Annotated in this window: 25 protein-coding genes; 10 read left to right on the top strand and 15 right to left on the bottom strand. The window is 73.5% G+C overall.

The genetic code is table 11. The features are described 5' to 3' along the window. Window positions 1-21: 21 nt before the first annotated feature. From ABGB11_RS12500 to ABGB11_RS12460, 9 genes are all read right to left on the bottom strand, one after another. On the bottom strand, window positions 22-1,731 hold the full coding sequence (locus tag ABGB11_RS12500; RefSeq protein ID WP_347632062.1) for an ABC transporter: 1,710 nt from the start codon (window positions 1,729-1,731) through the stop codon (window positions 22-24). Beyond that, window positions 1,728-3,773, bottom strand: a complete 2,046-nt coding sequence (locus ABGB11_RS12495) for an AAA family ATPase (RefSeq protein ID WP_347632060.1) — start codon at window positions 3,771-3,773, stop codon at window positions 1,728-1,730. The genes ABGB11_RS12500 and ABGB11_RS12495 overlap by 4 nt, the downstream gene beginning before the upstream one ends. Further along, window positions 3,770-5,008: a uroporphyrinogen-III C-methyltransferase gene (gene cobA, locus ABGB11_RS12490; protein ID WP_347632058.1), complete on the bottom strand. Its 1,239-nt coding sequence runs from the start codon at window positions 5,006-5,008 to the stop codon at window positions 3,770-3,772. Before cobA ends, ABGB11_RS12495 begins: the two co-directional genes overlap by 4 nt. A 139-nt stretch (window positions 5,009-5,147) precedes the next feature. Next, on the bottom strand, window positions 5,148-6,236 hold the full coding sequence (gene cobT / locus ABGB11_RS12485; RefSeq protein WP_347632056.1) for a nicotinate-nucleotide--dimethylbenzimidazole phosphoribosyltransferase: 1,089 nt from the start codon (window positions 6,234-6,236) through the stop codon (window positions 5,148-5,150). A 15-nt stretch (window positions 6,237-6,251) separates the two neighbouring features. After that, window positions 6,252-7,316 (bottom strand): Rv2231c family pyridoxal phosphate-dependent protein CobC, encoded by a 1,065-nt coding sequence (gene cobC / locus ABGB11_RS12480; RefSeq protein ID WP_347632054.1) that lies wholly within the window; start codon window positions 7,314-7,316, stop codon window positions 6,252-6,254. Beyond that, window positions 7,313-7,909 carry a precorrin-8X methylmutase gene (locus tag ABGB11_RS12475; protein ID WP_347632052.1) on the bottom strand — a complete coding sequence of 199 codons (597 nt, stop codon included), beginning with the start codon at window positions 7,907-7,909 and terminating at the stop codon, window positions 7,313-7,315. The genes cobC and ABGB11_RS12475 overlap by 4 nt, the downstream gene beginning before the upstream one ends. Before the next feature lie 13 nt (window positions 7,910-7,922). Further along, complete coding sequence (locus ABGB11_RS12470; protein ID WP_347632050.1) at window positions 7,923-9,179, bottom strand: SAM-dependent methyltransferase; 1,257 nt, start codon at window positions 9,177-9,179, stop codon at window positions 7,923-7,925. 2 nt (window positions 9,180-9,181) lie between these two features. Then, window positions 9,182-9,661: a hypothetical protein gene (locus ABGB11_RS12465; RefSeq protein WP_347632048.1), complete on the bottom strand. Its 480-nt coding sequence runs from the start codon at window positions 9,659-9,661 to the stop codon at window positions 9,182-9,184. Then, window positions 9,658-10,296, bottom strand: coding sequence for a GNAT family N-acetyltransferase (locus ABGB11_RS12460; protein ID WP_347632046.1), 639 nt, complete (start codon window positions 10,294-10,296; stop codon window positions 9,658-9,660). The genes ABGB11_RS12465 and ABGB11_RS12460 overlap by 4 nt, the downstream gene beginning before the upstream one ends. Window positions 10,297-10,369: 73 nt before the next feature. On the opposite strand from ABGB11_RS12460, the gene ABGB11_RS12455 reads away from it, so the two are divergent. Next, a complete protein-coding gene (locus ABGB11_RS12455; protein WP_347632044.1) occupies window positions 10,370-11,017 on the top strand; it encodes a helix-turn-helix domain-containing protein in 648 nt (215 codons plus the stop codon). Here ABGB11_RS12455 and ABGB11_RS12450 read toward each other — a convergent pair. Continuing rightward, the gene (locus tag ABGB11_RS12450) at window positions 11,014-11,532 is read right to left on the bottom strand and encodes an ATP-binding protein (RefSeq protein WP_347632042.1); all 519 of its coding nucleotides are present in this window, start codon (window positions 11,530-11,532) and stop codon (window positions 11,014-11,016) included. The genes ABGB11_RS12455 and ABGB11_RS12450 overlap by 4 nt on opposite strands. Window positions 11,533-11,731: 199 nt before the next feature. Between ABGB11_RS12450 and ABGB11_RS12445 the strand changes: the two genes are divergently transcribed. The 5 genes from ABGB11_RS12445 to ABGB11_RS12425 all read left to right on the top strand — a co-directional run bounded on the left by ABGB11_RS12445 (window position 11,732) and on the right by ABGB11_RS12425 (window position 16,117). Further along, a complete protein-coding gene (locus ABGB11_RS12445) occupies window positions 11,732-12,577 on the top strand; it encodes a helix-turn-helix transcriptional regulator (RefSeq protein ID WP_347632040.1) in 846 nt (281 codons plus the stop codon). After that, entirely contained in the window at window positions 12,574-12,774 is a 201-nt protein-coding gene (locus tag ABGB11_RS12440) for a DUF397 domain-containing protein (protein ID WP_347632038.1), read from the top strand. Before ABGB11_RS12445 ends, ABGB11_RS12440 begins: the two co-directional genes overlap by 4 nt. Before the next feature lie 120 nt (window positions 12,775-12,894). Beyond that, entirely contained in the window at window positions 12,895-13,914 is a 1,020-nt protein-coding gene (locus ABGB11_RS12435; RefSeq protein ID WP_347632036.1) for an LLM class F420-dependent oxidoreductase, read from the top strand. 107 nt (window positions 13,915-14,021) lie between these two features. Beyond that, complete coding sequence (locus ABGB11_RS12430; protein WP_347632034.1) at window positions 14,022-15,671, top strand: acetolactate synthase large subunit; 1,650 nt, start codon at window positions 14,022-14,024, stop codon at window positions 15,669-15,671. Window positions 15,672-15,697: 26 nt separating this feature from the next. Next, complete coding sequence (locus ABGB11_RS12425; RefSeq protein WP_347632032.1) at window positions 15,698-16,117, top strand: DUF3592 domain-containing protein; 420 nt, start codon at window positions 15,698-15,700, stop codon at window positions 16,115-16,117. Between the two features lie 9 nt (window positions 16,118-16,126). Here the strand turns inward: ABGB11_RS12425 and ABGB11_RS12420 are convergent, their stop codons facing one another. Both ABGB11_RS12420 and ABGB11_RS12415 read right to left on the bottom strand, forming a co-directional pair. Next, a complete protein-coding gene (locus ABGB11_RS12420; protein ID WP_347632030.1) occupies window positions 16,127-16,927 on the bottom strand; it encodes a methyltransferase domain-containing protein in 801 nt (266 codons plus the stop codon). 142 nt (window positions 16,928-17,069) lie between these two features. After that, window positions 17,070-17,285, bottom strand: coding sequence for a hypothetical protein (locus tag ABGB11_RS12415; protein WP_347632028.1), 216 nt, complete (start codon window positions 17,283-17,285; stop codon window positions 17,070-17,072). 356 nt (window positions 17,286-17,641) lie between these two features. Between ABGB11_RS12415 and ABGB11_RS12410 the strand changes: the two genes are divergently transcribed. The 4 genes from ABGB11_RS12410 to ABGB11_RS12395 all read left to right on the top strand — a co-directional run bounded on the left by ABGB11_RS12410 (window position 17,642) and on the right by ABGB11_RS12395 (window position 20,700). Continuing rightward, entirely contained in the window at window positions 17,642-18,835 is a 1,194-nt protein-coding gene (locus ABGB11_RS12410) for a histidine kinase (protein WP_347632027.1), read from the top strand. 25 nt (window positions 18,836-18,860) lie between these two features. Then, window positions 18,861-19,508 (top strand): response regulator transcription factor, encoded by a 648-nt coding sequence (locus tag ABGB11_RS12405; RefSeq protein ID WP_347632026.1) that lies wholly within the window; start codon window positions 18,861-18,863, stop codon window positions 19,506-19,508. Between the two features lie 87 nt (window positions 19,509-19,595). Next, window positions 19,596-19,928: a hypothetical protein gene (locus ABGB11_RS12400; protein ID WP_347632025.1), complete on the top strand. Its 333-nt coding sequence runs from the start codon at window positions 19,596-19,598 to the stop codon at window positions 19,926-19,928. 94 nt (window positions 19,929-20,022) lie between these two features. Next, a complete protein-coding gene (locus ABGB11_RS12395; protein ID WP_347632023.1) occupies window positions 20,023-20,700 on the top strand; it encodes a DUF4328 domain-containing protein in 678 nt (225 codons plus the stop codon). Between the two features lie 58 nt (window positions 20,701-20,758). Here the strand turns inward: ABGB11_RS12395 and ABGB11_RS12390 are convergent, their stop codons facing one another. The 3 genes from ABGB11_RS12390 to ABGB11_RS12380 form a co-directional block, all read right to left on the bottom strand. Next, window positions 20,759-24,097 (bottom strand): DNA polymerase III subunit alpha, encoded by a 3,339-nt coding sequence (locus ABGB11_RS12390; protein ID WP_347632021.1) that lies wholly within the window; start codon window positions 24,095-24,097, stop codon window positions 20,759-20,761. A gap of 1 nt (window position 24,098) precedes the next feature. After that, a complete protein-coding gene (locus ABGB11_RS12385; protein WP_083597953.1) occupies window positions 24,099-24,374 on the bottom strand; it encodes a DUF6504 family protein in 276 nt (91 codons plus the stop codon). Window positions 24,375-24,479: 105 nt separating this feature from the next. Next, the gene (locus ABGB11_RS12380; protein ID WP_347632019.1) at window positions 24,480-24,752 is read right to left on the bottom strand and encodes a hypothetical protein; all 273 of its coding nucleotides are present in this window, start codon (window positions 24,750-24,752) and stop codon (window positions 24,480-24,482) included. Window positions 24,753-24,863 lie beyond the last annotated feature (111 nt).

Genomic DNA, 24,863 nt, shown 5'->3' with positions numbered 1-24,863 from the left:
CGAACCTGTGGATAACCCGACTCAGCCGAGGGCGACGTCCACGTCCTTGCGGAACCGGGCGTAGATCTCCAGCTCGTCCTCGATGGGCTCGATCACCTTCTCGTGCGCGACGCGCTCGATGCCCTGGCGCATGTGGTGCTCCATCTTCTCGCCGTGCTTGGCGGACGACAGCGCGACCATGTTGCGGCAGGCGGACGCGGTGAGCCACCCCATCCCGAGCGTGCACAGGACCAGGATCAGCACGTACGGGATCAGGCCCGCCTGCCCGACGAGGCCGTCGGGGTCCTCGCCGCCCGCGCCGAGCAGCCCGTACGCGACGAGGAAGCCGATCCACACGACGCTGAGGGCGGCGACCAGGACCAGGAAGTACTGCCAGGTCTTGACCAGCCACCACCAGCGCGGCACCACGTTGAACGTGGGCAGGGCCTCCTTCAGCGACTCGCCGAGCGCCTCCGGGATCTCGGTGGAGTGGGAGCGGGCGGCCGTGCGGACCGAGCGCCCCCAGTGCGGCGGGAGCTCGGCGGCCACGCCCTCGGTGACGTTCTGGAGCGCGTTGTCCACGTCCCCCTGCTGGGCGCCGATCGGGCCGGTGAAGGCGTTGCGCAGCTCCTCGCGCAGCTCGGTGAGCCGCATCCGGCGCAGCGGGTCCGACCGCAGCCGGGTGATGATCGCGGTGACGGGCCAGCCGATGAAGTCGGACGCGCGCAGCTCGTAGGCGCTCTCCATGGCCTCGGCGACGGCGGGCGCGCCGGCCGCGTCGGTGAGGGCCTGGATCAGCTCGGCCCGGCGGCCGTCGTCGACCGTGGTCGGCGGCTCGGCGTCGAGCCGGTAGCCGGTGAAGCGCTCGGCGACGCGGTCGACGTCGGCCGACAGCCGCTCGGTGCGGGCGCGGCGGGCGGCGACGGTGTCGACGAGGACGTCCCGGAAGCCGTGCACGCCGTCCTCGGCGACCGCGGCGGTGGTCACGATCCGCGGGTCGGCGAGGCCCTCGGCCTCCAGGAGGCGGCGCAGGTCGGCGACGCAGTCGTCGATCTCGTGCGGGGCGAGCCGGTCGACCTGGTTGAGGACGATCAGCGTCACGCCGGTGTGCCGGGCGAACGGCACGATGTAGTTGCGGTGCAGCGCCGCGTCCGCGTACTTCTGCGGGTCGACCACCCAGACGAGCAGGTCGGCGATCGTGACGAACCGGTCGACCTCGGCGCGGTGCATCGCCTGGATGGAGTCGTGGTCGGGCAGGTCGATGAGGACGAGGCCCTGCAGGCCGGCGTCGGCGCGCTCCAGGTCGAGGGCGCTGGCGCGGGCGTACCGGTGCCGCTTGTCGACGTCGAGCCAGTCGAGCAGCGGGCCGGCGCCGTCGAGGCCCCAGACGCACGCGTGGGCCTTCGACGTCATCGGGCGGCGCATCCCGGTCGGTGAGAGCTCCAGCCCGCAGATGGCGTTGAACAGGGAGGACTTGCCGCTTCCGGTGCCGCCCGCGAGGGTGACGACGGTGTGCTCGCCGGAGAGCCGCAGCCGCTGCCCGGCCCGCTCCAGCAGCGCGTCGGCGTCGTCGAGGACGGGCTGGTCGAGCCGTCCGAGACCCGCCCGGACGAGCCGGTCGAGGCCGTCGAGCCGCTCGACGAGCCCCGGCGGGCCGGCCGGGTCGGCGGGGGCGCCGGGCCCGGACGGGCCGAGGGTCGGATACCCGCCGGTACCCGCCGGCGAGTTCGCGGGGATTGCCGAGGTGGTCATCGGGCAACCTCAAGGTTGTAGGTGGCCTGGTACAGCTGGACGGGGACGGTCTCGTCGGGGATGCCGGCGGAGTCGAGCACCTGCCCGAAGCGGATGGCCTCCTCGTCGAACAGCATCCCGATGCGGCTGCGCAGGTCGGCGCGGGCCTTGGCGCCCATGCCGCGCAGGGACTCGGCGCCGAACAGGGCCTTCAGCAGCCGCTGCGGGACGGCGCTGTTGCCGCCCTCCACGGCCACGTCGGACGTCCCGTAGCCGAGCAGGCCGATCATCAGGACGAGCGAGACCGCCTCGGTGTCGAACGACACCAGCTTGGCGACCGAGCGCTTGGTGACGCCCTCGGTGCGGATCAGCTCCTGGACGTGGTCCTGCCAGGAGCTCACGGCGCGGGTGACGCGCCGCGACAGTTCGGGGGAGACGTGCCCGAGGTCGGCGTCCACCCCGGCGAGGATCTGCTCGCCGGCCGGGTGGGCGCGCCAGCGGGCGAGCACCTCCTCGGCGCCGTGCTCGGCGGACGCCATGATGAGCGATTCGAGCCCGCTGCGCAGCGCCGCCTTGAGCGCGCGCACCCGGGTGGGGCTGCTGCGGCGGCGCCGGCTCGCGGCGCGGCCGCGCCGGGACCGCTGCACGTGCAGGGATTTCAGCAGGTCGCCGGTGCCGGCGAACTCCTGCCAGCGGGCCAGCACCTCGCCGCGCAGCAGCGAGCCGTTGCGGGTGGCCTCGTCGAGCTCGGCGAGCGCGGTGCCGTATCCGGCCTCGACCTCCCGGGCCAGCTCGGTGCGCTGCTCGACCTGGGCCTCGACCTGCCGGGCGACCTCGGGAACGCGGGTGCGGAAGCTGTCCAGGACGGCGGCGAGGGTGTCGCTGATGACGATCTCGCGGTCCTCGGCGTCCTCGGCGACGCCGGTCAGCCAGGCGCGGATGTCCTCGACGGCCTCCTCGGGGAGGCGGCTGTCCTCGATCCGCGTCTCCGGGACGGTGAAGCGGCGCGCGTCGCCGACCTCGTGCCGGTCGAGCATCTCGGCGAAGTGCTCGACGATCTCGCCGCCGCCGGCGCCGGCGCCCTGCGGGACGCGGGAGAGGACGACGCCGATCGTCGCGCCGTTCTCCTTGGCGCGCTGGAGCATCTGCCAGACCTGCGCGTCGGCGTAGCGGGCGGCGGTGGTGACGCACAGCCACAGGTCGGCCGCGGCCATCAGCTTGGTCGCGAACTCGTAGTGGTCCTCGAAGACGGAGTCGAAGTCGGGGCTGTCGAGCAGCGCGAGGCCGGGCGGCAGCACGTCGCTGGCGATGATGACCAATTGGTCACCCGCGATGGCGTCGGGTGCGGGGCCCCGGATCCGTCCCATCCCCGGCAGCATCGGTCCCTCCATGAACCACTGCACGTGGTCGGGGTGGCAGACGAGGATCGGGCTGCTGGTGGTGGGGCGCAGCACGCCGGTGGCGCTCACGCGGGCGCCGACGAGCGTGTTGACCAGGGTCGACTTGCCCGCGCCCGTGGACCCGCCGAGCACCACCAGCATGGGGGCGCCGGCGGCCTGGATGCGGGGCAGGACGTAGTCGTCGAGCTGTGCGCGCAGCTCGTCGCGGGCCTCGCGGGCCTCCTCGACGCCGGGGGCGTCCAGCAGGAACTCGAACGCGCCGAGCTGATCGCGCAGCACGGCCAGGGCCCGGGTCAGCTCGCCCTGCCGGACCGTGTCGCCGGCTCTCGGCGCGCGCCGCCGGCCGCGCCTGGGCGCGGCGGGCTCGACGTCCTTCTCCGCGGGCTCGGACGCGCCGTCCTCCGGAGACACCGCTTCTGGAGATACCGCTTCCTCGGGCACGGCCTCCGGGGGCACAGCACCTTTCCCGGCCGTGCCCTTCCTGGACCTTCGCTCTCTCCTCGCCGTCTTCCCGCCTCCCGGGTCGGGGGTGCCCTGCTCGGACGCGTCGGTGCCGTCTCCGGACGCCGCGGTCCCGCCGGGGGCGGGCTCCTCGACCCCGCGTCCCCGGCCGGCGCCGGCCTCCTCGTCGTGGACCGTGCTCTGCTCTGCCGGGGGTGTCACGGATCCCGTCCCATGTCCGCTCGAATCACGTCGATCTCTCGTGCCACGTTCACCACGTCGCCCACGACCACGATCGCCGGGGGCCGGACATCACCGGCGGCCATCTCGGCGGCCACCGTGCCGAGCGTCGCCGTCAGCGTCCGCTGGCCGGGAAGGGTACCGTCCTGTACCACGGCGACCGGCGTGCCGGACGACCGACCATAGCGCATGAGGGCCGATGCGATCTGCCCCATCCGCTCCACCGCCATGAGCAGCACGATCGTGCCCTCCGCGCGGCCCAGCGCCTCCCAGTCGACGGTCGAGTCGGGGTGTCCCGGCGGGACGTGCGCGGAGACGACGTGGAACTCCTGCGCGACCCCCCGGTGGGTGACCGGGATGCCGGCGGCGGCCGGCACGGCGACCGCGCTGGTGATGCCGGGGACGACCGTCACGGGCACGCCGTGGCGGGCGCAGTGCAGGGCCTCCTCGCCGCCCCGCCCGAACACGAACGGGTCGCCGCCCTTGAGCCGGACCACGAAGCGGCCCTGCCGGGCGTTCTCCACCAGGTACTCGTTGATGCGGTCCTGGGTGACCGTGCGGCCGTAGGGGATCTTGGCGGCGTCGATCACCTCGACGTCGGCGGCGAGCTCGTCCAGCAGCCCGCCGGGGGCGAGCCGGTCGGTGACGACCACGTCGGCCATCGCGAGCAGCTGCCGCCCGCGCACCGTGATCAGCCCCGGGTCGCCGGGACCGCCGCCGACGAGCGCGACGCCGGCGGGCTTGCGCCGGGAGTGCCGGGATTCCAGCGCCCCGTCGCGGAGGCCGGTCACCACGGCGTCCCGGATCCCGGCGGCGCGCCGGGGGTCGCCGCCGAGCAGGACCCCGACGGTCGCGTCGCCCGCGTGCCCGCTGGCGGGCGTCCAGGCCGGGGACGACTCGGCGTCGTCGGCCCGGACGGACCAGATCCGCGCCCCGTCGGCCTCGGCCACCACGTCCCCGTTGACCTTGGCGTCGTCGGTGACGGCCTGCACCAGCCAGGCGCCCCGGCAGTCGCCGCGCCGGTAGGGCCGCCGGTGCCAGGTGATGCGCCCGCGGTCGGCGAGGCCCTCCAGGGTGGCGGTGACCTCCGGCGAGACCAGCACGACGTCGGCGCCGGCGTCCAGCAGGGCGGGCACGCGGCGCTGGGCGACCCGGCCCCCGCCGACGACGAGGACGCGTCGCCCGCCGAGTCGCAGGCCTAGCAGGTACGGGGGCACGTGGCGGATCTCTCGGACGCGGGTGGCGGACAGGTGTCTTTGTGGAACAAAGGTACTCGGGTTGGGGAGTCCATGGAGAGGGGCTCCGCCCAGTCGATAGCCGAGCGTGACTCATTCCGTGATCACGCCGTGACGGCGCTCAGGCGTCCTTCTCGCTCACCCCGGCGGAGTCGAAGGTGGCGACCTCGTGCAGGACCCGCACGGCCCCCTGGACCAGCGGCAACGCCAGCAGCGCGCCGGTCCCCTCGCCCAGCCGGAGCTCCAGGTCGACCAGCGGCCGCAGGCCGAGCGCGCCGACCGCCGCGGCGTGGCCGGGCTCGGCGGAGCGGTGCCCCGCGACGCATGCGCCGAGGGCGTCGCGGCACAGCGCGGCGGCGGCCATGGCGGCGGCCCCGGAGATCACCCCGTCCAGGATGACGGGGACGCGCAGCGCCGCCGCGCCGAGGACGAACCCGGCGATCGCGGCGTGCTCCAGCCCGCCCACCGCCGCGAGGACGTGCAAGGGATCGGCGCCCGGCTCGCCGAGCAGGCCGTCCCCGCCGAGGAGGCCGTGCCGGTCGAGGGCCGTCCGGACCACCTCGACCTTGTGCGCGTGGGTGGCGTCGTCGATGCCGGTCCCCCGGCCCGTGACCCGCTCGGGCGGCAGCCCGGTGAAGGCGGCGATCAGCGCGGCGGACGCGGTCGTGTTCGCGATGCCCATGTCGCCGGCGACCAGGCAGCGCGCCCCGTCCGCGACGAGGTCGCGCGCCACCTCGATGCCCGTCTCCACGGCCCGCCGGGCCTCGGCGGCGGTCATCGCGGGCCCGAGCGTCATGTCGGCGGTGCCGTGCGCGATCTTGCGCGCGAGCAGGCCGGGGGCGTCGTCCATCTCGGCGGCCACCCCGACGTCGACCACCGTGACGCCGGCGCCGACCTGGGCGGCGAACGCGTTGACGACGGCGCCGCCGGCCAGGAAGTTGGCGACCATCTGCGCCGTGACCTCCTGCGGCCACGGTGTGACGCCCTGGGCGTGCACGCCGTGGTCGGCGGCGAACACGGCGACCGCGGCGGGCTCGGGCAGCGGCGGCGGGCACTGCCCGGCCAGCCCGGCCAGCCTGACCGACACCTCTTCCAGGACGCCGAGCGACCCGGGCGGCTTGGTGAGCCGGGCCTGGTGGTCGCGGGCGTCCCGCATGGCCGCCTCGTTCGGCGGCGCGATGGAGGCGATCGTCTCCTCGATGAGGCTCATGGCGTCCCTTCAGAGTCAGATGCCCAGCTCACCGAGCACCTCCAGCAGCCGGTCGTTGGACGGACGGTCGCGCACGGCGATGCGCAGCCAGTCCGGGCCGAGGCCGGGGAACGTGTCCCCGCGCCGGACGGCGTAGCCGCGTTGCCGCAGCAAGGCCCTGATACCGAGCGCGTCCGGCACGCGCAGGCAGAGGAACGACGCACGGGCCTCCGGGACGACGTACAGGCCCCTTGCCGACAACTCCGCGGCGAGCCGGTCGCGTTCGACGCCGAGTTGGACGGCCCACGTCTCGGCCTCCGCGACGGCCTCCGGTGTGGAGCACGCCTCGATGGCGACGAGCGCCGGTGTGGACACGGCCCAGAGCGGTTGCGCCTCGGCGAGCCGTCCGATCAGGTAGGGATCGGCCAGGACGTAGCCTGCGCGCAGCCCGGCGAGGCCCCATGTCTTGGTCAGGGACCGGATGACCACGATGCCCGGGGGCAGGCACGTGGCGAGGCTCTCCGGCTCGCCCGGGACGCAGTCCATGAAGGCCTCGTCCACCACGACGGTCCGTCCGGGCCTGGCGAGTGCGCTGACGGCGTCCGCCGGGTGCAGCACGGAGGTCGGATTGGTCGGGTTACCGATGATGACGAGGTCGGCGTCTTCCGGGACCAAGAGTTCTTGCCGGGGGGTCTGGGGGGTCGTCCCCCCAGAAGGAGGCGCCGGGTCGAGGGTGAAGTCCTTGCCGAGGATCACCCGCTCCACCTCGTGCCCGGCGGCCCGCAGCGCGGCCTCGGGCTCGGTGAACTGCGGGTGCACCACGACCGCCCGCCGCGGCGCCAGCACCCGCGCGAGCAGGACGAACGCCTCCGCGGCACCAGCGGTGAGGAGCACCTCCTCGGCCGACCTGCCGTGCCGCCGCGCGACCGCCCGGCGGGCCGGACGCGGGTCGGGGTAGGCGGCGAGGTCGCCGATCGACGCCCGGATCCGCGCGGCCAGCCACTCCGGGGGCGTGCCCGTCCGGACGTTCACGGCGAAGTCCGCGAGCCCGCCGCCGACCTCCGCGTCCCCGTGGTGGCGGAGATCCACGTCGCCGGTCACGGGCGGTCCGCCTCGTAGTACAGGAGCGCGTTGACGGCGGCCGCCGCGACGACGGACCCGCCCTTCTCCGAGACGTTGCTGAGCTGCGGGAGCCCGCTGGCGCGCAGCGCCTCCTTGGCCTCGCGGGCGCCGACGAAGCCGACCGGCACGCCGATGACCAGGGCCGGGCTCACCCGGCGGGCGACGATCTCCGAGAGCGCCTCGGGCGCGGAGCCGACCGCCCAGACCGCGCCGGGCCCGACCTCGGAGTAGGAGAGCCGGACGGCCGCGGCCGACCGGGTGATGCCGGCGGCGCGGGCCATCCGCGCGGCGGCGGGGTCGGCGGCGTGGCAGACCGTCTCGCGGGCGCTGATTCCGGCGGCGACCATCCCCTCGTCGGTGACGATCGGCGTCCCGTCGCGCAGCGCGGCCCAGCCCTGGACGAGGAACTCCTCCAGGGTCACCAGGTCCACCGCGTACTCCAGGTCGGCGGTGGCGTGGATCACCCGCTCGGCCACGGCCCGCCACAGCGGCGGCATCGGGGAGAGGTCGACGCGGGACCGCAGGATCTCATACGAGCGCACCTCGATCGGGTGGGGCTGACGGACGGTCAACGGCGCTCCTCGGCTACTCCGGTGGGGCGGGGATGGTCTCGATCGGGCGGTTCTTCCGTGACGGCCGCCAGGCGGGGGCCGGGGCGCCGCGCTCGCCCCAGACGACGGTCACGGGCTCTCCCGGCTCGTCCCGCGGGGTCGGCGGGACGCCCTGGAGCCGGACGGCGTCGCCGGTGAAGCCCTGCTCGTCCAGTATGTCCAGTATGGCCTGGGCATCGTCCGCCGCGGTCACGGCGACGACCCGGGAGGGTCCGAGGGCCGTGCAGGCGCGGAGGGCCTCCTGTCCGCTCCGTCCGGGGAAGCCGGGGCCGACGAACACCGCGTCGGGCTGGGGAAGGTGGCCGGCGGTGAACCGGATGTCGCCGGAGGCCATCGCGACCTTGACGCCGTGCAGGCGGACGTTCTCCCGCACCCGCTCGCACGCCGCGTAGTCGCGGTCGACGGCGACGACGGCCGCGCCGAAGCGCGCGCACTCGATGCCCACCGAGCCGTCGCCGGACTCGACGTCCCACACCATGTCGCCGATGCGGGGGCCCAGCTTGGCCAGGACGAAGGCGCGGACTTCCGGAGGCGGGCCCGGTCCCTCGCCGAAGGCCTCCGCGGGCAGCGCCCACCCCGCCGCCATGGGCCCCGCCATGGGCGCCGCTCCCGAAAGCCAGCCCGATCGGCCGAGCGCGTGGCGGTTGTCCAGGACGAGCACGACCTGGGGGTCGTTCCAGGGACGGGTGGTCGCCTCGGCCGGACGGACGTAGACCACCCTCTCCCCCGGCCCGCCCAAGTCCTCGCAGACCACGAACGACCGCGGAGTGACCGGGAACAGAGCGCGCGCAAGCTCGGCCGGGCCCGCACCCGGCTCGGTCAGGACCGCGACCTTCGGATGGGCGCGGCACGCGTTGACGGCCCGCCTGAGATGACCGTCCTTGGCGGAGACGACCAACGCGTCCTCCCAGGGCAGGCCCGCCTGGGCGAAGGCCCTCGCGACCAGCGGCGTCGCAGGGAAGGTCTCGGGCGCGTGGCCCTGGTCGAGCAGTTCCCGGACGATCCCGAAGTAGCCGGGGTCGCCGTCCACGACGAGGACGACGTCCTGTTCGGCGACGTCGACGCCCCGCAAGGCGCCGACGACGTCCTCGGTAGTGACCTTCCGCGCGCCCGCCGCCAGCGGCAGGTCCTTCAGCAGGCGAGGCTCACCCACCACCAGCGAAGCGCTCTCCAAGGCCAGCCTGGCCGCTTCGCACAGCGGAGACCCGTCACGGCCGACGACCGTCAGCATCGCTACCGAGCCATTCGCCCGTACATGCCGACCATGCTCTCCCCCTTGGCGTCCAGCAGGACCACCTGGGCGGCGACCTGGACGTCCGGCGCGCCCGCCATGTCGGCGGCGCGGCGCTCCAGCTCACCGGCGGTCCTGCGGCACAGCTCCCGCCCGCACGGGCCGAGCTTGCCGGCGTGCTCCCACAGGTCGTAGACGTCCCGGACCGCCGGGGCCTCGGCCACCTTTCCCGCCATCGCCGTCCCGCAGTCCATGTCCAGCGTGATCGATTCCAGAAGACCGGACGCGCCGCCCAGGAAAGCGGCCTGCTCCTCCATACGGGCGACCATGATGATCTGGACGATCCCCTCCTTGACCACCTCGCGCAGGCGTTCCCCCTCGATCGGGACGAAACGTTCGTCCGGCAGCTTCGGCAGCATCCGGCGGGCGGCCTCGCGCACCCCTTCGCCGTACATCACGAGCGTCTTCTCCACAGCGGTCACCGGGGCCTTCCCTCCACGTCGTCGGCGACGACGAGCTTCTCCGAGGCATCGTCCGGGGGCCGCTGCGGCGCGCCGTCCGGAGACGGATCGGTCGCGATGCGGCTGAAGACGACCATGTCCCGGCTGACGCCGTCCGTGTCGCGTTCCGCGCCGCGCGCGATGCCCTCGCGCCGGTAGCCGGCCTTCTGGGCGACGCGGATCGAGGCGTGGTTCGTGACCATGGCGCGCAGCTCGACGCGGAAGAGCCCGCAGTGGCGCAACGCCCAGTCGGAGACCAGGGAGAGGGCCTCGGTCGCGTAGCCGCGCCCGCGCGCGCTCGGCCGCATCCCGTAGCCGACCTCGGACGTCAGATGCGACCAGTTCACCCTGAACAGCCCGATGGTGCCTCGCAGGACGCCCCTATCGCGATCCGTCACCGCCAGATGGATTCCCAGGCCGAACCGCTGGACCTTGTGGACGCCCTCCCGCAGGAACCAGGCGAGGGGCTCGGCCTCCAGGGCGTCCGGGAAGTTGGGCGGCAGGAAGTCCTCTCCGGAACGGATCACGTCGATCAGCGCGGGCGCGTCGTCCAGGCCGAACGGGCGCAGGACGAGGCGTTCACCCTCCAGGCGCACGTCCCCTCTGAAAGCGTCCACGCGCGCTCCCCTCACGTCACCCGCAAGCCCTGCTCGCACAGCACCGGCCGCCCGCACAGAATAGGCTGTCGCGGTGAGTTACCAGCGTCTGTCCCCGGACGAACGGCGAGCCCAGATCCTGGGCGTGGCACGGAGGATGTTCACCGAACTGCCCTACGCCGAGGTGTCCACGGCCGCCATCGCGCGGGAGACCGGCGTGCAGCGCGGCCTGATCCACTACTACTTCGGGACGAAGCGGGAGCTGTTCCTCAAAGTCGTCCAGGGGTTGACGGCCGCGGCGGCGATGCAGGCTCCGCCCGCGGACGAGAGGCTGACGCTCCCCGAGGCGGTCGAGCTGTGCGTGAACCTGTTCCTCGACGCGGCCGAGCGGAACGCGACGACCTGGTTCGCCGCCCTGGACGCCGAGGGGTTCGGGCAGGACCCGGAGCTGTTGAAGATCGTGAACCGGTTCCGGGACGAGACGGTCGAGCACATGCTGGCCGTCCTGGGGGTGCCGGAGCCGACCGAGACGCTGCGGGCCGTCCTGCGCGTCTACTCCGGGCTGGCGGACGCGGCGACGCGCCAGTGGCTCCAGGAGAAGACCCTCGACCGCGATCAGGTGCACACGCTCCTCACCCGGTCACTGCTCGCCCTGGTGAGCGACATCGCCCCCGCCCTGGAGAAGCCCGCCCGGGAAAGGAGCGACCCGGAGAAGCCCGGCCAGGAGCACGCGGCGGGCTAGCGGCGGCCGAGTCCGGCGGTTCCGGGGAGGGCGAACCAGACGGCCTTCCCGCGGACGGACGGCCCGAGCCGCGACAGCGTGCGCCGCAGGCCCCAGCATCCGCCGGACAGCTCCTGGACGATGCTGAGCCCGCGCCCGCAGTCGCCGGACGTCCAGGAGTACACGGGCAGGCCGACGTCGGCGAACCCGTCGAAGACGGCGCACCGCACCTCGCCCGCCGTCCCGTCGCCCATGTAGAGCCACAGCTCGTGCGGGCCGTGCTCGCCGGCGTGCTGGTGCGCGTTCGTGGCGAGCTCGCTCACCATGAGCTGGGCGTCGGCGATCACCTCGCACGGGACGCCCAGCGAGGCGAGCGCGTCGCCGAGGACGCGGCGCGCGTGGCGCGCGCATCCCGGGCCGCCCGGGAGGGCCCACACCCACCCGGGCATGCCGACGCCCGAGGCCTGGTCGCCGCCCTTCGTCGCGTCGGTCGCGGTCGCGGTGGCGGTGGTCAGGTCGGTTGGTGTGGTGTTCACGGGTTCCTCCCGCGGTCTGCGTGCTCCGTGCCCGAGTCAGCGTCCCGGACGGTCACCATGAGTTCCCGGGCGGTCACGCAAACAAGCGTGTCGTGAGATTCTCACGCACGCAACACCCTTCGCCGAATTCTTCTGACCTTCCTGCCGGGTTCGTCAATCGCGTTGTGGCGAGCCCGCGAAATGGTAAGACTCCACTTCCATGACCTACCGCCCCACCGTCCGCGGCCGCCGTCTCGCCCGGGAACTCCGCAAGCTGCGCGAGGAGCAGGGCCTGACCCTGCAGGAGGTGGCGGACCGGCTCGACTGGTCGCGCGCCACCGTCTCCCGCCTCGAAACGAGCCAGACGCGCCCGAAACCCGGCGACATCGCCGACATCCTCGACCTCTACGGCGTCCCGAGCCCGGACCGCGACGCGCTCATCACCCTCGCCCGGCAGGCCGGCCAGCGCGGCTGGTGGACGGCCTACCAGGACGTCTTCGCGGGCAGCTACGTCGCGCTGGAGGACGAGGCGTCCCACATCCGCACGTGGGACCCGCAGCTCGTGCACGGGCTGCTGCAGACCGAGCCGTACTCCCGCGCCGTGATCACGGCGGGCCGGCTGCTGCCGGGCCCGGAGGACATCGAGCGCCGCATCGCCGCCCGCAAGATCCGCCAGGCGCTGCTGGACCGCACCGACGCGCCCCGGCTGCACGTGATCTTCGACGAGGCGGTGCTGCACCGCCCGATCGGCGGCGAGGAGGTCATGCGGGGCCAGCTGGACGCCCTCGCCACCGCCCCGAAAACCCACCCATCCGTGACCATCCAAGTACTTCCGTACACGGCGAAGGAGCATGCGGGCCTAGACGGACGTTTCACCATATTGTCGTATCCAGACCCCGCAGACCCAGATATCGCCTACGTAGAGGGCACCATGGGCGACGTTTACCTTGAGAGCGCCGAGGCAATAGCAAAACATAGGTATCGCTTCGAACGGATCGAGGCGGCCGCTTTGTCCCCCGAGGATTCCGCGCACCTCATCGCCGAGGCAGCAAGGAGCAGCCCGTGACCAACCTGCAGCGCGAACTCACCGGTGCCACCTGGCGCAAGTCGTCCCACAGCGGGAGCGGCGACCAGTGCGTCGAGGTGGCGCGACTGGCCAGCGGACTTCGCGCGCTACGCGACTCCAAGGACCCCGCCGGCCCGGCCCTGGTGCTGGAGCCGGCCCCCTGGCGAGGCCTCCTGGACGCGATCAAGAAGAGTTAGCGAGCACACGGCGGGGGCCGCGGCGGGCCACGCCGCGGCCCCTGCCACGGGCGGGGCCCCTTCCCAGCAAACTAGAACGAGTTCTAGTATCGGCGGTGCGTCGACAACCGGAGGGTGAACGTGACCGCGGAACTCAAGCTCGGCATCAACGTCGGCTACTGGCAGCGCGACCCCGACGACCAGACCGAGACGGTCCTGGCCGCCGAGCGCTGCGGCTACGACTCGGTCTTCACCGCCGAGGCGTACGGCTCCGACGCGTTCACCACGCTCGCCTGGTACGGCGCCCGCACGTCCCGGATCAAGCTCGGCACCGCCGTCGTCCAGCTGTCGGCGCGGACCCCGGCGGCGACCGCCATGCACGCGCTCACCCTCGACGCGCTGTCGGGCGGGCGGGTGATCCTCGGCGTCGGCGCGTCCGGCCCGCAGGTCGTGGAGGGCTGGTACGGGCAGCCGTTCCCGAAGCCGCTCGCCCGCACCCGCGAGTACCTCGACATCGTCCGCCAGGTGTGGCGGCGCGAGGCCCCGGTGACCAGCGAGGGCCCGCACTACCCGCTCCCCTACCCGGGCGGGACGGGCCTCGGCAAGCCGCTGAAGTCGATCGCGCACCCCGTCCGCCCGGAGATCCCCGTCTACCTGGGCGCGGAGGGGCCGAAGAACGTCGCGCTGTCCACCGAGGTCGCGCAGGGCTGGCTGCCGCTGTTCGTCGACCCGCAGCAGATCGACGCCGTCTTCGGCGCGTCCCTGGCGAACCGCCCGGACGGCTTCGAGATCGCCGCGACCGTCACCACGATCGTCACCGACGACCTCGCGTCCGCGCTGGAGTTCGCCAAGATCCCGCTCGCCTTCTACATCGGCGGCATGGGCGCCCGCGACCGCAACTTCCACCTCGACCTGATCGGCCGGCTCGGCTACGCGGAGCAGGCCGAACGCGTCCAGGAGCTGTTCCTGGACGGCCGCCGCGACGAGGCGGTCAAGGCCGTCCCGGACGAGCTGGCCGATGCCATCTCCCTCCTCGGCCCGCTCGGGCGGATCAAGGAGCGGCTCCCGCTGTGGCGCGACAGCCCGGTCACGACCCTGCTGATCGCCGGGGTGCGGGACGAGCCCACGCTCCGCGCGATCAAGGAGATGGCCGACGCGTGAGAGCGCGCGAGAGAGCAACGACACATCGGTCCGCGGAATGGAGGTAGGTACCGGGGCGCTGCACTCGACGCACCCCTGGAGACCACGGACTGGAGATGGGACACACGATGTCCACGCAGGAGGCCGCCCGGCTGCTCGTCAGGACCCTTGAGGCGGAGGGCGTCGAATACGTCTTCGGCATCCCGGGCGAGGAGAACATCCACTTCGTCAACGCGCTGAACGACTCGTCGATCCGGTACATCCTCGTCCGGCACGAGCAGGGCGCGGCGTTCATGGCCGAGATCTACGGCCGGCTGACCGGCCGGGCGGGCGTGGCCTCCGCGACGCTCGGCCCCGGCGCGATCAACCTGCAGCTCGGGGTCGCCGACGCCACCACCAACAGCACGCCGGTCGTCGCGATCTCCGCGCAGGTCGGCCTCGACCGCATCTACAAGGAGTCGCACCAGATCATCGATCTGGTGTCGCTGTTCCGCCCGATCACCAAGTGGGCGGAGCTGGCGCCCACCGCCGAGGCGCTGCCGGAGATGGTCCGCAAGGCCTTCAAGACCGCGCAGACCGAGCGTCCGGGCGCCGTCTACCTGGCGATCCCCGAGGACGTGGAGGCCGCGAAGGTCTCCGCCGACCTGGCGCCGCTGCCGCTGAACGTCGTCCGCGCGCAGGAGCCGTCGCCGTCCCAGCTCGCCCGCGCCGCCGACGTGATCGCGCTGGCGCGGCGGCCGATCGTCCTCGCCGGGCACGGCGCCACCCGCGCCGGCGCGAGCGACGCCCTCGTGTACTTCTCCGAGCGCCTCGGCCTGCCGGTCGCGACCACGTTCAACGGCAAGGGCGTCTTCCCCGACGACCACCGCAACGCCCTCGGAGCCGTCGGCTTCATGCGCCACGACTACGTGAACTTCGGGTTCGACGAGGCCGACGTCCTCATCACCGTCGGGTACGAGCTCCAGGAGTTCGACCCGGTCAAGATCAACCCGGCCGCGGACAAGAAGATCATCCACATCCATCCGTCGCCCGCCGAGGTCGACGACCACTACCCGGTCGAGGTCGGCGTCCAGGGCGACATCTCCAGCACGCTCCGCGCGCTCGCCGACTCCGTCCACCGCCGCTTCGACGCCGAAGGGACCCGGAGGATCCGCGAGATGCTCCGCGAGGAGCTCGCCGAGGGCGCCACCGAGGACGGGCACCCGCTCTCCCCGCGCCGCGTCGTCGCCGACGTGCGCGCCGCCATGGGCCGCGGCGACATCGTCCTCGCCGACACCGGCGCGGTGAAGATGTGGATGGCCCGCCTCTACCCGACCTACGAGCCGAACACGCTGCTGGTCTCCAACGGCCTGTCCTCGATGGGCTTCTCCGTCCCCGGGGCGATCGCCGCCAAGCTCGCCCATCCCGACCGGCGGGTCCTCGCCGCGACGGGCGACGGCGCGTTCCTGATGAACTCCCAGGAGCTGGAGACGGCCGTCCGCGAGAACATCCCGATCACCGTGCTCATCTGGGACGACTCCGCCTACGGCCTGATCGAGTGGAAGATGGACCTCGACCTCGGGCACAGCTCGAACATCCGGTTCGGCAACCCCGACTTCGTCCGGTACGCGGAGAGCTTCGGCGCCCGCGGCTACCGCATCGAGTCGGCCGCCGAGCTGCTCCCCACCCTCCGCAAGGCCCTGGCCGACGACACGGTCTCCGTCATCTCGGTCCCGGTCGACTACTCCCACAACCTCCAGCTGACCGACAAGCTCGGCGACCTGACGGACCCCTTCTGACCCCCTGAATCTGTGATCATGGGGACATGTCGGCCACCGTGCGGCGCCCCGTCCACCTCGCGGGCCTCGTCCTCGCCTGCTTCCTGGGGCTGCTCGCCGTCACCTGGGGCGGCGGCGCGGTGGCCGCCTGGGCGGGCCAGGTGGGCAAGGCGAAGGCGAGGGCACGGGTCCTGGACGTCGGCGGCACGCGCTCGTCCGGGCACGTCACGGTCGAGTTCACCACGCGCCAGGGCCGCGTGGTCAGGGCGGAGGAGCACCGCCGCGGCTGGCCGAGGACCGTGAAGCGCGGACGCACGATCGAGGTCGTCTACGCGACCGATGACCCGGCGGGCAGCGTGGCGCCTTTCCAGGACGTGGTGAGGTCGCTGCCCGTCGTGGCGCTCTTCGCGGCCGGGGCGGCCCTGTCGGGCGTCGTCGCCTACCGCACGCGCCGCACGAAGGCGTGACGGCGCGACTCAGACGCCGCAGATCACTTCGCCGTGGGTGACGGAGTACCAGCCGTCCTCGGCCGACGCCCACGCCTTCCATCCCTCGTAGATGCGCTGGAGCTCCTCCCGGGTGGCATGTCCCCCGGCCACGGCCAGGTCGGCGACGGACGAGCGGATCAGGCGCCCGCCCCAGGACTCGCTCCACCACTCGCGCTCCTCCGGCGTCGCGTAGCACCAGGCCGAGGCGGAGGCGGTGACGTCGGTGAAGCCGGCGGCGCGGGCCCAGGAGACCAGGCGGCGCCCGGCGTCGGGCTCCCCGCCGTTGCCGCGCGCGACCCTGTAGTAGACCGGCAGCCAGGCGTCCATGCCGGGCGGGTCCGGGTACCAGATCATCGTGCCGAAGTCGGCCTCGCGCGCGGCGACGATGCCGCCGGGCCTGGTGACGCGGCGCATCTCCCGCAGGGCCCGAACCGGATCGGCGACGTGCTGCAGGACCTGGTGAGCATGGACGACGTCGAACGTGTCGTCCGCGTACTCCAAGGCGTGGACGTCGGCGACCGCGAACTCGACGTTGCCCAGTGCGGCGGTGTTCCTGCGGGCCTCGTCCAGGACGGCCTCGGCGGAGTCGGCCGCCACGACCCGGCCGGGCGCGACGCGTTCCGCCAGGCCCGCGGTGATCGTTCCGGGGCCGCACCCGACGTCCAGCACGGACAGGCCCGGACGCAGGTGCTCGATCAGGTAGGCGGCGGAGTTCTCGACCGTGCGCCACTGGTGGGCGCTCAGCACGCTCTCGTGGTGGCCGTGGGTGTAGGTCGCCTTCGCGGTCATCGGGCTCACCTCTCCGTGTCGGGGTGCCTCCACCGTACGACCACTTCTCACGATACGAGAACTAGGTATCAATATGTGAGACATACTGGACATGAGAAAGGGGACCGAGGCCGGTGCCTCGATCCCCTTCTCGACGAGTGCGTCAGGCCGCGGCGGCGACCCGGCGTGCGGGCAGGGACCGGACGGCCGGAACCGGCCGCACGGGAAGGGCCTCGACCTCGGCCAGCGGGCCCGTGGTCTCGGCGTAGGCGTTCAGCGTCGCGTGGGAGAGCTGGGTGAGCCACGGCTCCACGACGGTCCGCTCGGCGGGCCCGTCCAGCTGCGGGCGGGAGAGATGGAACGTGCCGGTCGCCTTCATGCCAACACCCCTTCCGAACCTGGCGGGCCGCGCCTGTGCGGATGCCACCGGTTGTCACATACCCCTAGGTACGTCGTTACAAGCCACTCGGTTCGACACCTGTTCCCAGGTGTCTCCCAAATCACAAGGTCAACGCTACGCAGCACCTCTGACATTCTCGAACCTCTATTCGATCCGCCGGGATGCGGAGCGAGGCCGGTCGTCACGGAGAGCGACAACGGGCGGTTCAGCGCGCCCGCTCCGAGGACGCCGCCTCGGCTTCGGATCACCCCGGCGCGCCGAACACGGGCTCGCGTGCGGGGTCGGCCGAATGGTCGATATCCACGGGCGGTCACCAGGCCCTACGCTGCGGCAGCGTGAGCGACGTCGCGAGCAAGCTCGACCGCATCCACTCGGTGGGCGGCTGCATGGTGCGCGTCGCCTACACCGCGTTCGTGAGCCTGTTCCTCCTGGCCTGCGCGTACGCCGCCATCGGGGACCCTCCCATGCTGTGGATGGTGGTCATCGCGGCGGTCGCCAACGTCACCGCGGTGACGGGACGGCGGCTCCTGCTGCCATGGGCGGTCGCCGCCAGCGCGCTGTCGGTGCTCAGCACCCTGTTCCTCGGCCTGACGGACTACCCCGAGGAGGGCGCCCCGAGCGTGATCGCGGAGATCGGCGCCCTGCTGATCGTCATGACGCGGACGGTGTGGCGGGCCCGCCGCCAGCACCTGATCCCGATCGCGGTGCTGCTCGGCGCGGCCATCCTCGCGGTGCCGGTGCGCTGGTCGGTGGTCGCGGCGGCGCTGATCACCGCGCCGCTCGGCATCGCGGTGGCGATCGCGCTCGGCATCGGCCTCTACCTGCGGGCGCTGGACGCCCGGCGCGCCCGGTCGCTGGCGGCGGCGCGGCGGGACGAGCGGCTGGAACTGGCCCGCGACCTGCACGACTTCGTCGCCCACCACGTGACGGGCATCGTCGTCCAGGCGCAGGCGGCGCGGTTCGCGGCCGGATCCGGGGCGGGGCCGACCCAGGAGCAGCTCGACCAGATGCTCGGCGGGATCGAAAAGGCCGGCACCGAGGCGCTCACCTCGATGCGCCGCATGGTGGGCCTGCTGCGCGACGCCCAGAACGTCAACGCCCCGGACGGGGACGCCCTCCCGGACGGCGGCTCCGCCACCCGTCCCCTCGGCGACCTCGCGCAGCTGAAGGACCTCGTCGAGGGGTTCACCCACCCGCCCGCCGCGCTCACGCTCGCCCCTGGGCTCGGCACCCTGCCGCCCGAGGTCGCGGCGTCGGCGCACCGCGTCGTCCAGGAGGCGCTCACCAACATCCGCAAGCACGCCGCCGACGCCGCGAGCGTGCGGGTCTCGGTGGCGCGCGTCGGGCGCGAGATCCAGGTCGCCGTGCGCAACGACGGGCGGGGGCGCGGGCGGCGGCTGCCGTCCGGCGGGTTCGGGCTCACCGGCCTCGCCGAGCGGATCGGCGCCCTCGGCGGCCGGCTGCACGCGGGCCCGCACCCGGAGGGCGGCTGGGAGGTCGTCGCGCTGCTGCCCGCGGAGGACGGCTGATCCCGATTGCTGACAGAATCGGCGGGTGGCCATCCGCGTACTGATCGCCGACGACCAGGAGATGGTCCGGACGGGGTTCCGGATGATCGTCGACTCGCAGCCCGACATGCAGGTGGTCGGGGAGGCCGCCGACGGCGCCCAGGCCGTCGCGCTGGCCCACCGGCTGCACCCCGACGTGTGCCTGTTCGACATCCGGATGCCGCGGATGGACGGCCTGGAGGCGACCCGCGTCCTCGCCGGCCCCGGCGTCGCCGACCCGCCCCGCATCGTGATCGTCACCACCTTCGACATGGACGAGTACGTGTACGGGGCGCTGCGCGGCGGCGCGGTCGGGTTCCTGCTCAAGGACAGCGGCCCCGCACTGCTGGTGGAGGCCGTCCGCGCGGCGGCGAACGGCGGATCGCTGGTGTCGCCGTCCATCACCGTCCGGCTCCTGGAGCGGCTGGCCCGGCCCCGCCCGGTGCCCGTGCGGCCCAGCGAGCCGCTCACCGGCCGGGAGCTGGACGTGGTGAAGCTCGTCGCGCGCGGCCGGACGAACGAGGAGATCGCCGCGGAGCTGTTCGTGTCGCTCTCCACGGTCAAGACGCACCTCGGGAGCCTCTCCCGCAAGCTGAACACCCGGAACCGGGTGGAGACGGCGGCCTGGGCCTGGGAATCGGGCCTCATGGCCTGAGACGGGCACGGGCACGGCACGGGACACGGCGAGACGGGGAGACGGGGAGGGACGGCACTGGCACCGGAGTCGCTGAACGGCCTGCCCGTGACCGTCCTGGTCATCTGGGCGCTGTGCGCCGTCGGCTGGGGCGTCGTCCTCGCCGGCCTGCGCAACGGACTGCGCGGGCCTGCCCGCGCCCCCGCCGTGTTCGCGCACACCGCGACCCCGGCGGGCGTCGTCCTGCTCTTCTCGCTGATCGGCTTCGGGGCGCTGCACGCCACGATCGCGCTGACCGCCGAATGGTGGGCGCTGCTGGCCGTGACGGGGTTCCGTCCCGAGCGGCTGCTGTCCACCGGCGGCCCCGCCCGCCTCGCCGCGTGGGCCGCCGTCACCGCCGTCACCGCCTACGCGGCGACACGGTTCGTGTTCCACGTGTGACGATTCGGTGAGACACCGAACCCTCGTTGGGCCGCGTCAGTCAAACGTACGTAGTATCCGGAACAGGCGACCGCAAAGACCAGGGAGGTGGATCATGCCGTGTGCGCTGTGCGGCGACATCATCCCCACCGAGGTCGACCGCTGCCCGGCCTGCGGCGCGTGGGCGCGGCGCCGCGACTTCCGCGCCGTCGGCGTGGCCGTGTTCATGCTGCTCGGCTTCAACGCCTTCGTGGCCCTCGGCTCGGGGATCAGCCTGCTCAGGATGGCGGAACCGCTGCGCGGGGCGACGCACGACAGCTATGACGCGGCCGCCACGGGCAAGGCCCTCGCCCCCTACGCCGACGTGTTCACGATCGGCACGATCATGGCCGCGGTCACCGGCCTGCTGTACCTCACCTGGCTGTGGCGCGCGTACCGGCAGTCCCCCGGCCCCCACCGGCACCATCGCGCCTGGGTGCTCATCGGCTGGTTCCTCCCGGTCGTCAACCTGTGGCTCCCGCCCCGCCTGGTGTACGAGGTCTGGGTGAACAGCGGCCGCTATCGGACAGCCGAACGCCAGGCCGCCGGCCTCGTCGTCGCCGGTTGGTGGGCCTGCGCGATCCTCGGCCTCGTCCTCGGCCACGCCTTCACGCACGGCAGCGTCGACACCCTCGCCGAGGCCCGCTTCGACGTCCACGTCGGCGTCGCCGCGGCCGCCTTCCAGGCCCTCGCCGCCGCCCTCTGCATGGCCACCGTCTTCCAGATCACCCGAATTCAGGTACTGCGGGATTAGCCCAGGGGTAGCGCCCCCCTGGAACCCTGGCACGACGGGCATGCGCCCGGCCGAGGTTCTAAGGGGGCGGGGGGCCGGAGCTGCCTTGGCTGGTGTGCCAGAGGGCGGCCTTGGGCGGGCGTTTGATCGCCGGGCCCGCGTGGCCGATGTCGGAGTACGGGGACATCGCGAAGCCGGTCGGCTGGACGATGCGGCGGCCCACCGGGCGGCCGGGGACGGCCGGGCGCGCCATGGCCGCGCGGACGGCGTCCGGGCCGCCGCGGCGCCATTCCTCGTACAGCGTGTTCAGGTCCCAGCAGGCGTTCGCGGTGATCGAGAAGGCGCGGGCGCCGGCGCGGCGGAGGCGGCCGCGGGCGACCAGGAGCCAGGAGCCGAAGACGGTGGCGGCGCACCGGTCCTGCACCGACTCGAAGAACGTGAGGTCGACCGGGCCGGTCGCGTCGTCCAGCGTGGCGAAGATGACGCGCTGGCCCGACCTGACCGCCGGGGTCTGCGTGGCGACCTTGACGCCGGCGACCAGGACCTCGCTCCCGTCAGGGCGTCCCGGCAGGTCCGCGGCGCGGACGGCGCCGAGCCCGGCGAGCAGGCCGCCGTAGAAGCTCATGATGTGCCGGCTGACGTCCATGCCCAGGATGTCCAGCTCCGCCTCGACGACCTCGGCGGGCGTCATCGGCGGCAGCCCGCCCGCCGGGATCTCCTCCACGAGGCCGGGCGGGGTCCCGTCGCCGAGCGGGAGCTGGCCCTCCGGGACGCGGCCGGGCCGCGCGGTGGCGCGGTCCAGGGCGCCGACCCGGCAGAGCAGGTCGCGGCGCGGGACGCCGTCGTGGACGGCGTCGAACGCCCCGGCCAGCACGAGCCGCTCGGCGGTCGGGCGGGACACCCGGGCGCGGCGCCAGAAATCGGTCAGCGACGCGTAGGGCCGGGCGCCGACGATCGCACCGACCTCGGCGGCGGAGATGCCCCTGACCTCGCTCAACGCGACCCGGATCCCGGCCGGGCCGTCCTCGGAGACGGGCTCGGCGTGCCAGTCCGCCGCCGACCGGTTGACGTCCAGCGGCAGGATCGGCACGCCGAAGTGCCGGGCGTCGTCCAGGATGACCCGCTTGGGGTACATGCCGGGGTCGTGGGTCAGGACGCCGGCGTAGAAGGCGGCCGTGTGGTGACGCTTCAGCCAGGCCGACTGGTAGGTGGGCAGCGCGAACGACGCGGCGTGCGCCTTGCAGAAACCGAACGCGCCGAACGCGGTCAGCGTCCGCCAGACGCGGTCGACGGTCGGCTCGTCGTAACCGCGGGCCAGCGCCGCCCGCCGGAACCAGGCGCCGACGACGGCCTGCCCGCGCTCGTGGTTCAGGCTCCGCCGCGCGGCCTCCGCCTGGGAGAGCCCGCATCCGGTCATCACGTCGAAGATCCGCAGCACCTGCTCGTGGAAGACCACCACGCCGAGGCTCTCCCGCAGGACCGGTTCGAGGTCGGGATGCGGGTACTCCGGCTCCCGGGCGCCGGCGCGGGCCTCCAGGAACGGCGACACCATGTCGGAGTTGACCGGGCCCGGGCGGAACAGCGAGATGTCGATGACCAGGTCGTCCAGGTCGCGCGGCTGGAGCCGGCCGATCAGCTCCCGCTGGCCGGGCGACTCGATCTGGAAGCAGCCGAGCGTCCGGGACGTGCGGACCAGCGCGTACGTCGCGGGATCGTCGCGCGGGACGTCCTCCAGCGCGATCTCCTCCCCGGTCAGCCGGGCGACCTCCGCCACCGCGTGCGCCATCGCCGACTGCATCCGGACGCCGATCACGTCGAGCTTGAGCAGGCCCATCGCCTCGACGTCGTCCTTGTCGAACTGGCTCATCGGGAAGCCCACCGCCGCCTGCTCGATGGGCGTGCGGTCCCGCAGGCTCGCGTTCGACAGCAGCACGCCGCACGGGTGCATGGCGATGTGGCGGGGCAGGCCGTCCAGGCGCTCGGCGATCCGGAACAGCACCTCCAGGCGTCCCGCCGCGAGGTTGCTCTGCCGCAGCTCGGGCAGATCGTCCAGCGCGGCGCGGATCTGGCTGGCCCTGATCTGCGGGAACGCCTTGGCGATCGCGTCGATCTCGTGCGGCGGAAGGCCGACGGCGTTGCCGACGTCGCGCAGCGCGCTGCGCGCCCGGTAGGTCTCCATCATCGACACGCACGCCGTGGCGTCGGCCCCGAACCGGTCGAAGAGGGCCTCGTAGGCCTCCAGCCGCCGCGCCGACTCCACGTCCAGGTCGATGTCGGGCAGGCCCTCGCGGCTGTCGGCGAGGAACCGCTCCATGACCAGGTCGTGCCGCAGCGGGTCGAGGTCGCCGATGCCCAGCAGGTACGTGACCAGGCTGCCCGCGCCCGAGCCGCGGATGGCGCAGCGGATGCCGCGCGACCTGATCAGCGCGGCGGCGTCAGCGACCGTGAGGAAGTACGGCGCCAGGCCCTTGCGGGCGATCACGCCGAGCTCGGCGTCGAGCCGGTCCGCGGCCCCGCGGGTCCCGACGAGCCCGCGCCTCGCCATCCCCTCGCCGCACCGGGCGACGAGGCGGGCGTAGGGGTCGCCGCCGACGGCCGGCAGGTGGACCTCGTCCATGCCGAGGTCGCGGCCCGGGTCCAGGACGCAGCGCTCCGAGAGCCGCCGGGTCTCCGCGAGCAGCGCCTCGGCCTCCCGCGGGCCGCAGCTCAGCTCCGCGACCCGGCGCATCTCGGGGATCGGCTTCAGGTAGGCCTGGCCGGTCCGGTCGTCCAGGTGCCGCCGGTCCAGCGGGACGAGCCGGCGCGTCACGTCCAGCACCTGCGCGACCGGGTGATCGGCAGGATCCAGGTACCGGACGGCGTTGCCCAGCACGGCGGGCACCCCGGCCTCGCGGGCGAGCGCCAGCATCCGGGCGGCGCGCGGGCCGTCGCCCCGGCCGCGGTGGTCCACGATCTCGACCGCGGTCTCCGCGGTGGCCCGCCAGGCGGCCAGCCGCGCCGCCGCGACGTCGGGACGCCGCCCGGTGACGGCGCGTCCCACGTCCGACATCGGGCCGAGGAGCACGACGAGCCCTTCGGCGTGGGCGCCGACCATCGCCCGCGTCACCAGCGGGTTCCCGCGCTCTCCCGCGGCGTGCGCCGCCGTCGCCAGCCGGCACAGCGACCGCCAGCCGGCGCGGCCCTCGGCGAGCACGACGATGCGCTCCTCTCCGGTCGAGGCGACCCTGAGGTCGGCGCCGACGACGGCTCCGATGCCGGCGTCGGCGCAGGCCCGGACATGCCGGACGGCGCCGTACAGCCCGTCGCGGTCGGTCAGCGCCAGGGTCTCCATGCCGAGGCTCGCCGCGCGCTCGGCCAGCGCCGCGGGCGGTGCGACCCCAAACCGGAGCGAATAGGACGATGCGACATGAATATGCACGTCAGTCCCATACCCGGGAGAGCAGCCAGCTGTCGGCCGCCACGTCGTAACGCAGTTCGTAGACGCCGATCTCCCTGTCCGGGGTCGCCTCGACCCGCCAGAACTCCCGCTCGCCGGTGGCCTCGCCGTCGGGGCGCTGCTCCCGCCACCAGTCGCGGGTCGTGACCCAGTGCTCCAGCACCCGCCGGACGGTGTAGAGCCGGCCACGCCAGACGAACCGGACCGGACGCCCATCGCTCACCCAGACGTCCACCGGATCGCCGAACACGCGTGTCATCTGCCTCCCCCTCGCGCTCACCGCACGGGGGAAGGACATGCGGACGTTCGAACAAACGTTCGCACCCGAGTCTAGGGAAGCCCCCGCCCGGGGAGCAAGGCGGGGTCAGCCGAGAAGCGCGCGAATGCGCTCAGCGGCCCCGGCCGACTCGGCGACGTCGGCCATGCCGCCGCCGGGCCACAGGTAGAGCCACGTGTCGCCGGACGGGGTGGCGACGACCATGAGCCGGCGCCGCGTCCGCGGGCCGAGCACCGCCAGCAGCGACCCGTCCGGCCCGGCGAACCTCCAGGCGAGGCCGCGGACCTCCAGCTCGTGCGCGAGCGCCGCGAGGTGGCGCCGGCGCACCTCGGCGATGTCGCGCCCACCGACTACAGACACATCAGCCGCCTCAGCAGGTCCGTACCGCCCCGATGACCATGGGCGATCATCCGGCGACGGTTGGTGACCGTGCTCCAGCATGGCCCGAAAACCGCCGCTGCGCGGCGAGAA

Source organism: Actinomadura sp. B10D3, from assembly GCF_039871695.1.
GTDB lineage: Bacteria > Actinomycetota > Actinomycetes > Streptosporangiales > Streptosporangiaceae > Spirillospora > Spirillospora madurae.
Note: the sequence above shows the minus strand (reverse complement) of the source record. Positions and strands in the feature narration are given on the sequence as shown.

Bases quoted from the DNA above. Each gene is read 5' to 3' on its own strand.
- ABGB11_RS12500 (WP_347632062.1), bottom strand. From the start codon at position 1,731: ATGACCACCTCGGCAATCCCCGCGAACTCGCCGGCGGGTACCGGCGGG.
- cobT (WP_347632056.1), bottom strand. From the start codon at position 6,236: ATGAGCCTCATCGAGGAGACGATCGCCTCCATCGCGCCGCCGAACGAG.
- ABGB11_RS12470 (WP_347632050.1), bottom strand. From the start codon at position 9,179: ATGCTGACGGTCGTCGGCCGTGACGGGTCTCCGCTGTGCGAAGCGGCC.
- ABGB11_RS12445 (WP_347632040.1), top strand. From the start codon at position 11,732: ATGACCTACCGCCCCACCGTCCGCGGCCGCCGTCTCGCCCGGGAACTC.
- ABGB11_RS12430 (WP_347632034.1), top strand. From the start codon at position 14,022: ATGTCCACGCAGGAGGCCGCCCGGCTGCTCGTCAGGACCCTTGAGGCG.
- ABGB11_RS12425 (WP_347632032.1), top strand. From the start codon at position 15,698: ATGTCGGCCACCGTGCGGCGCCCCGTCCACCTCGCGGGCCTCGTCCTC.
- ABGB11_RS12420 (WP_347632030.1), bottom strand. From the start codon at position 16,927: ATGACCGCGAAGGCGACCTACACCCACGGCCACCACGAGAGCGTGCTG.
- ABGB11_RS12415 (WP_347632028.1), bottom strand. From the start codon at position 17,285: ATGAAGGCGACCGGCACGTTCCATCTCTCCCGCCCGCAGCTGGACGGG.
- ABGB11_RS12395 (WP_347632023.1), top strand. From the start codon at position 20,023: ATGCCGTGTGCGCTGTGCGGCGACATCATCCCCACCGAGGTCGACCGC.
- ABGB11_RS12385 (WP_083597953.1), bottom strand. From the start codon at position 24,374: ATGACACGCGTGTTCGGCGATCCGGTGGACGTCTGGGTGAGCGATGGG.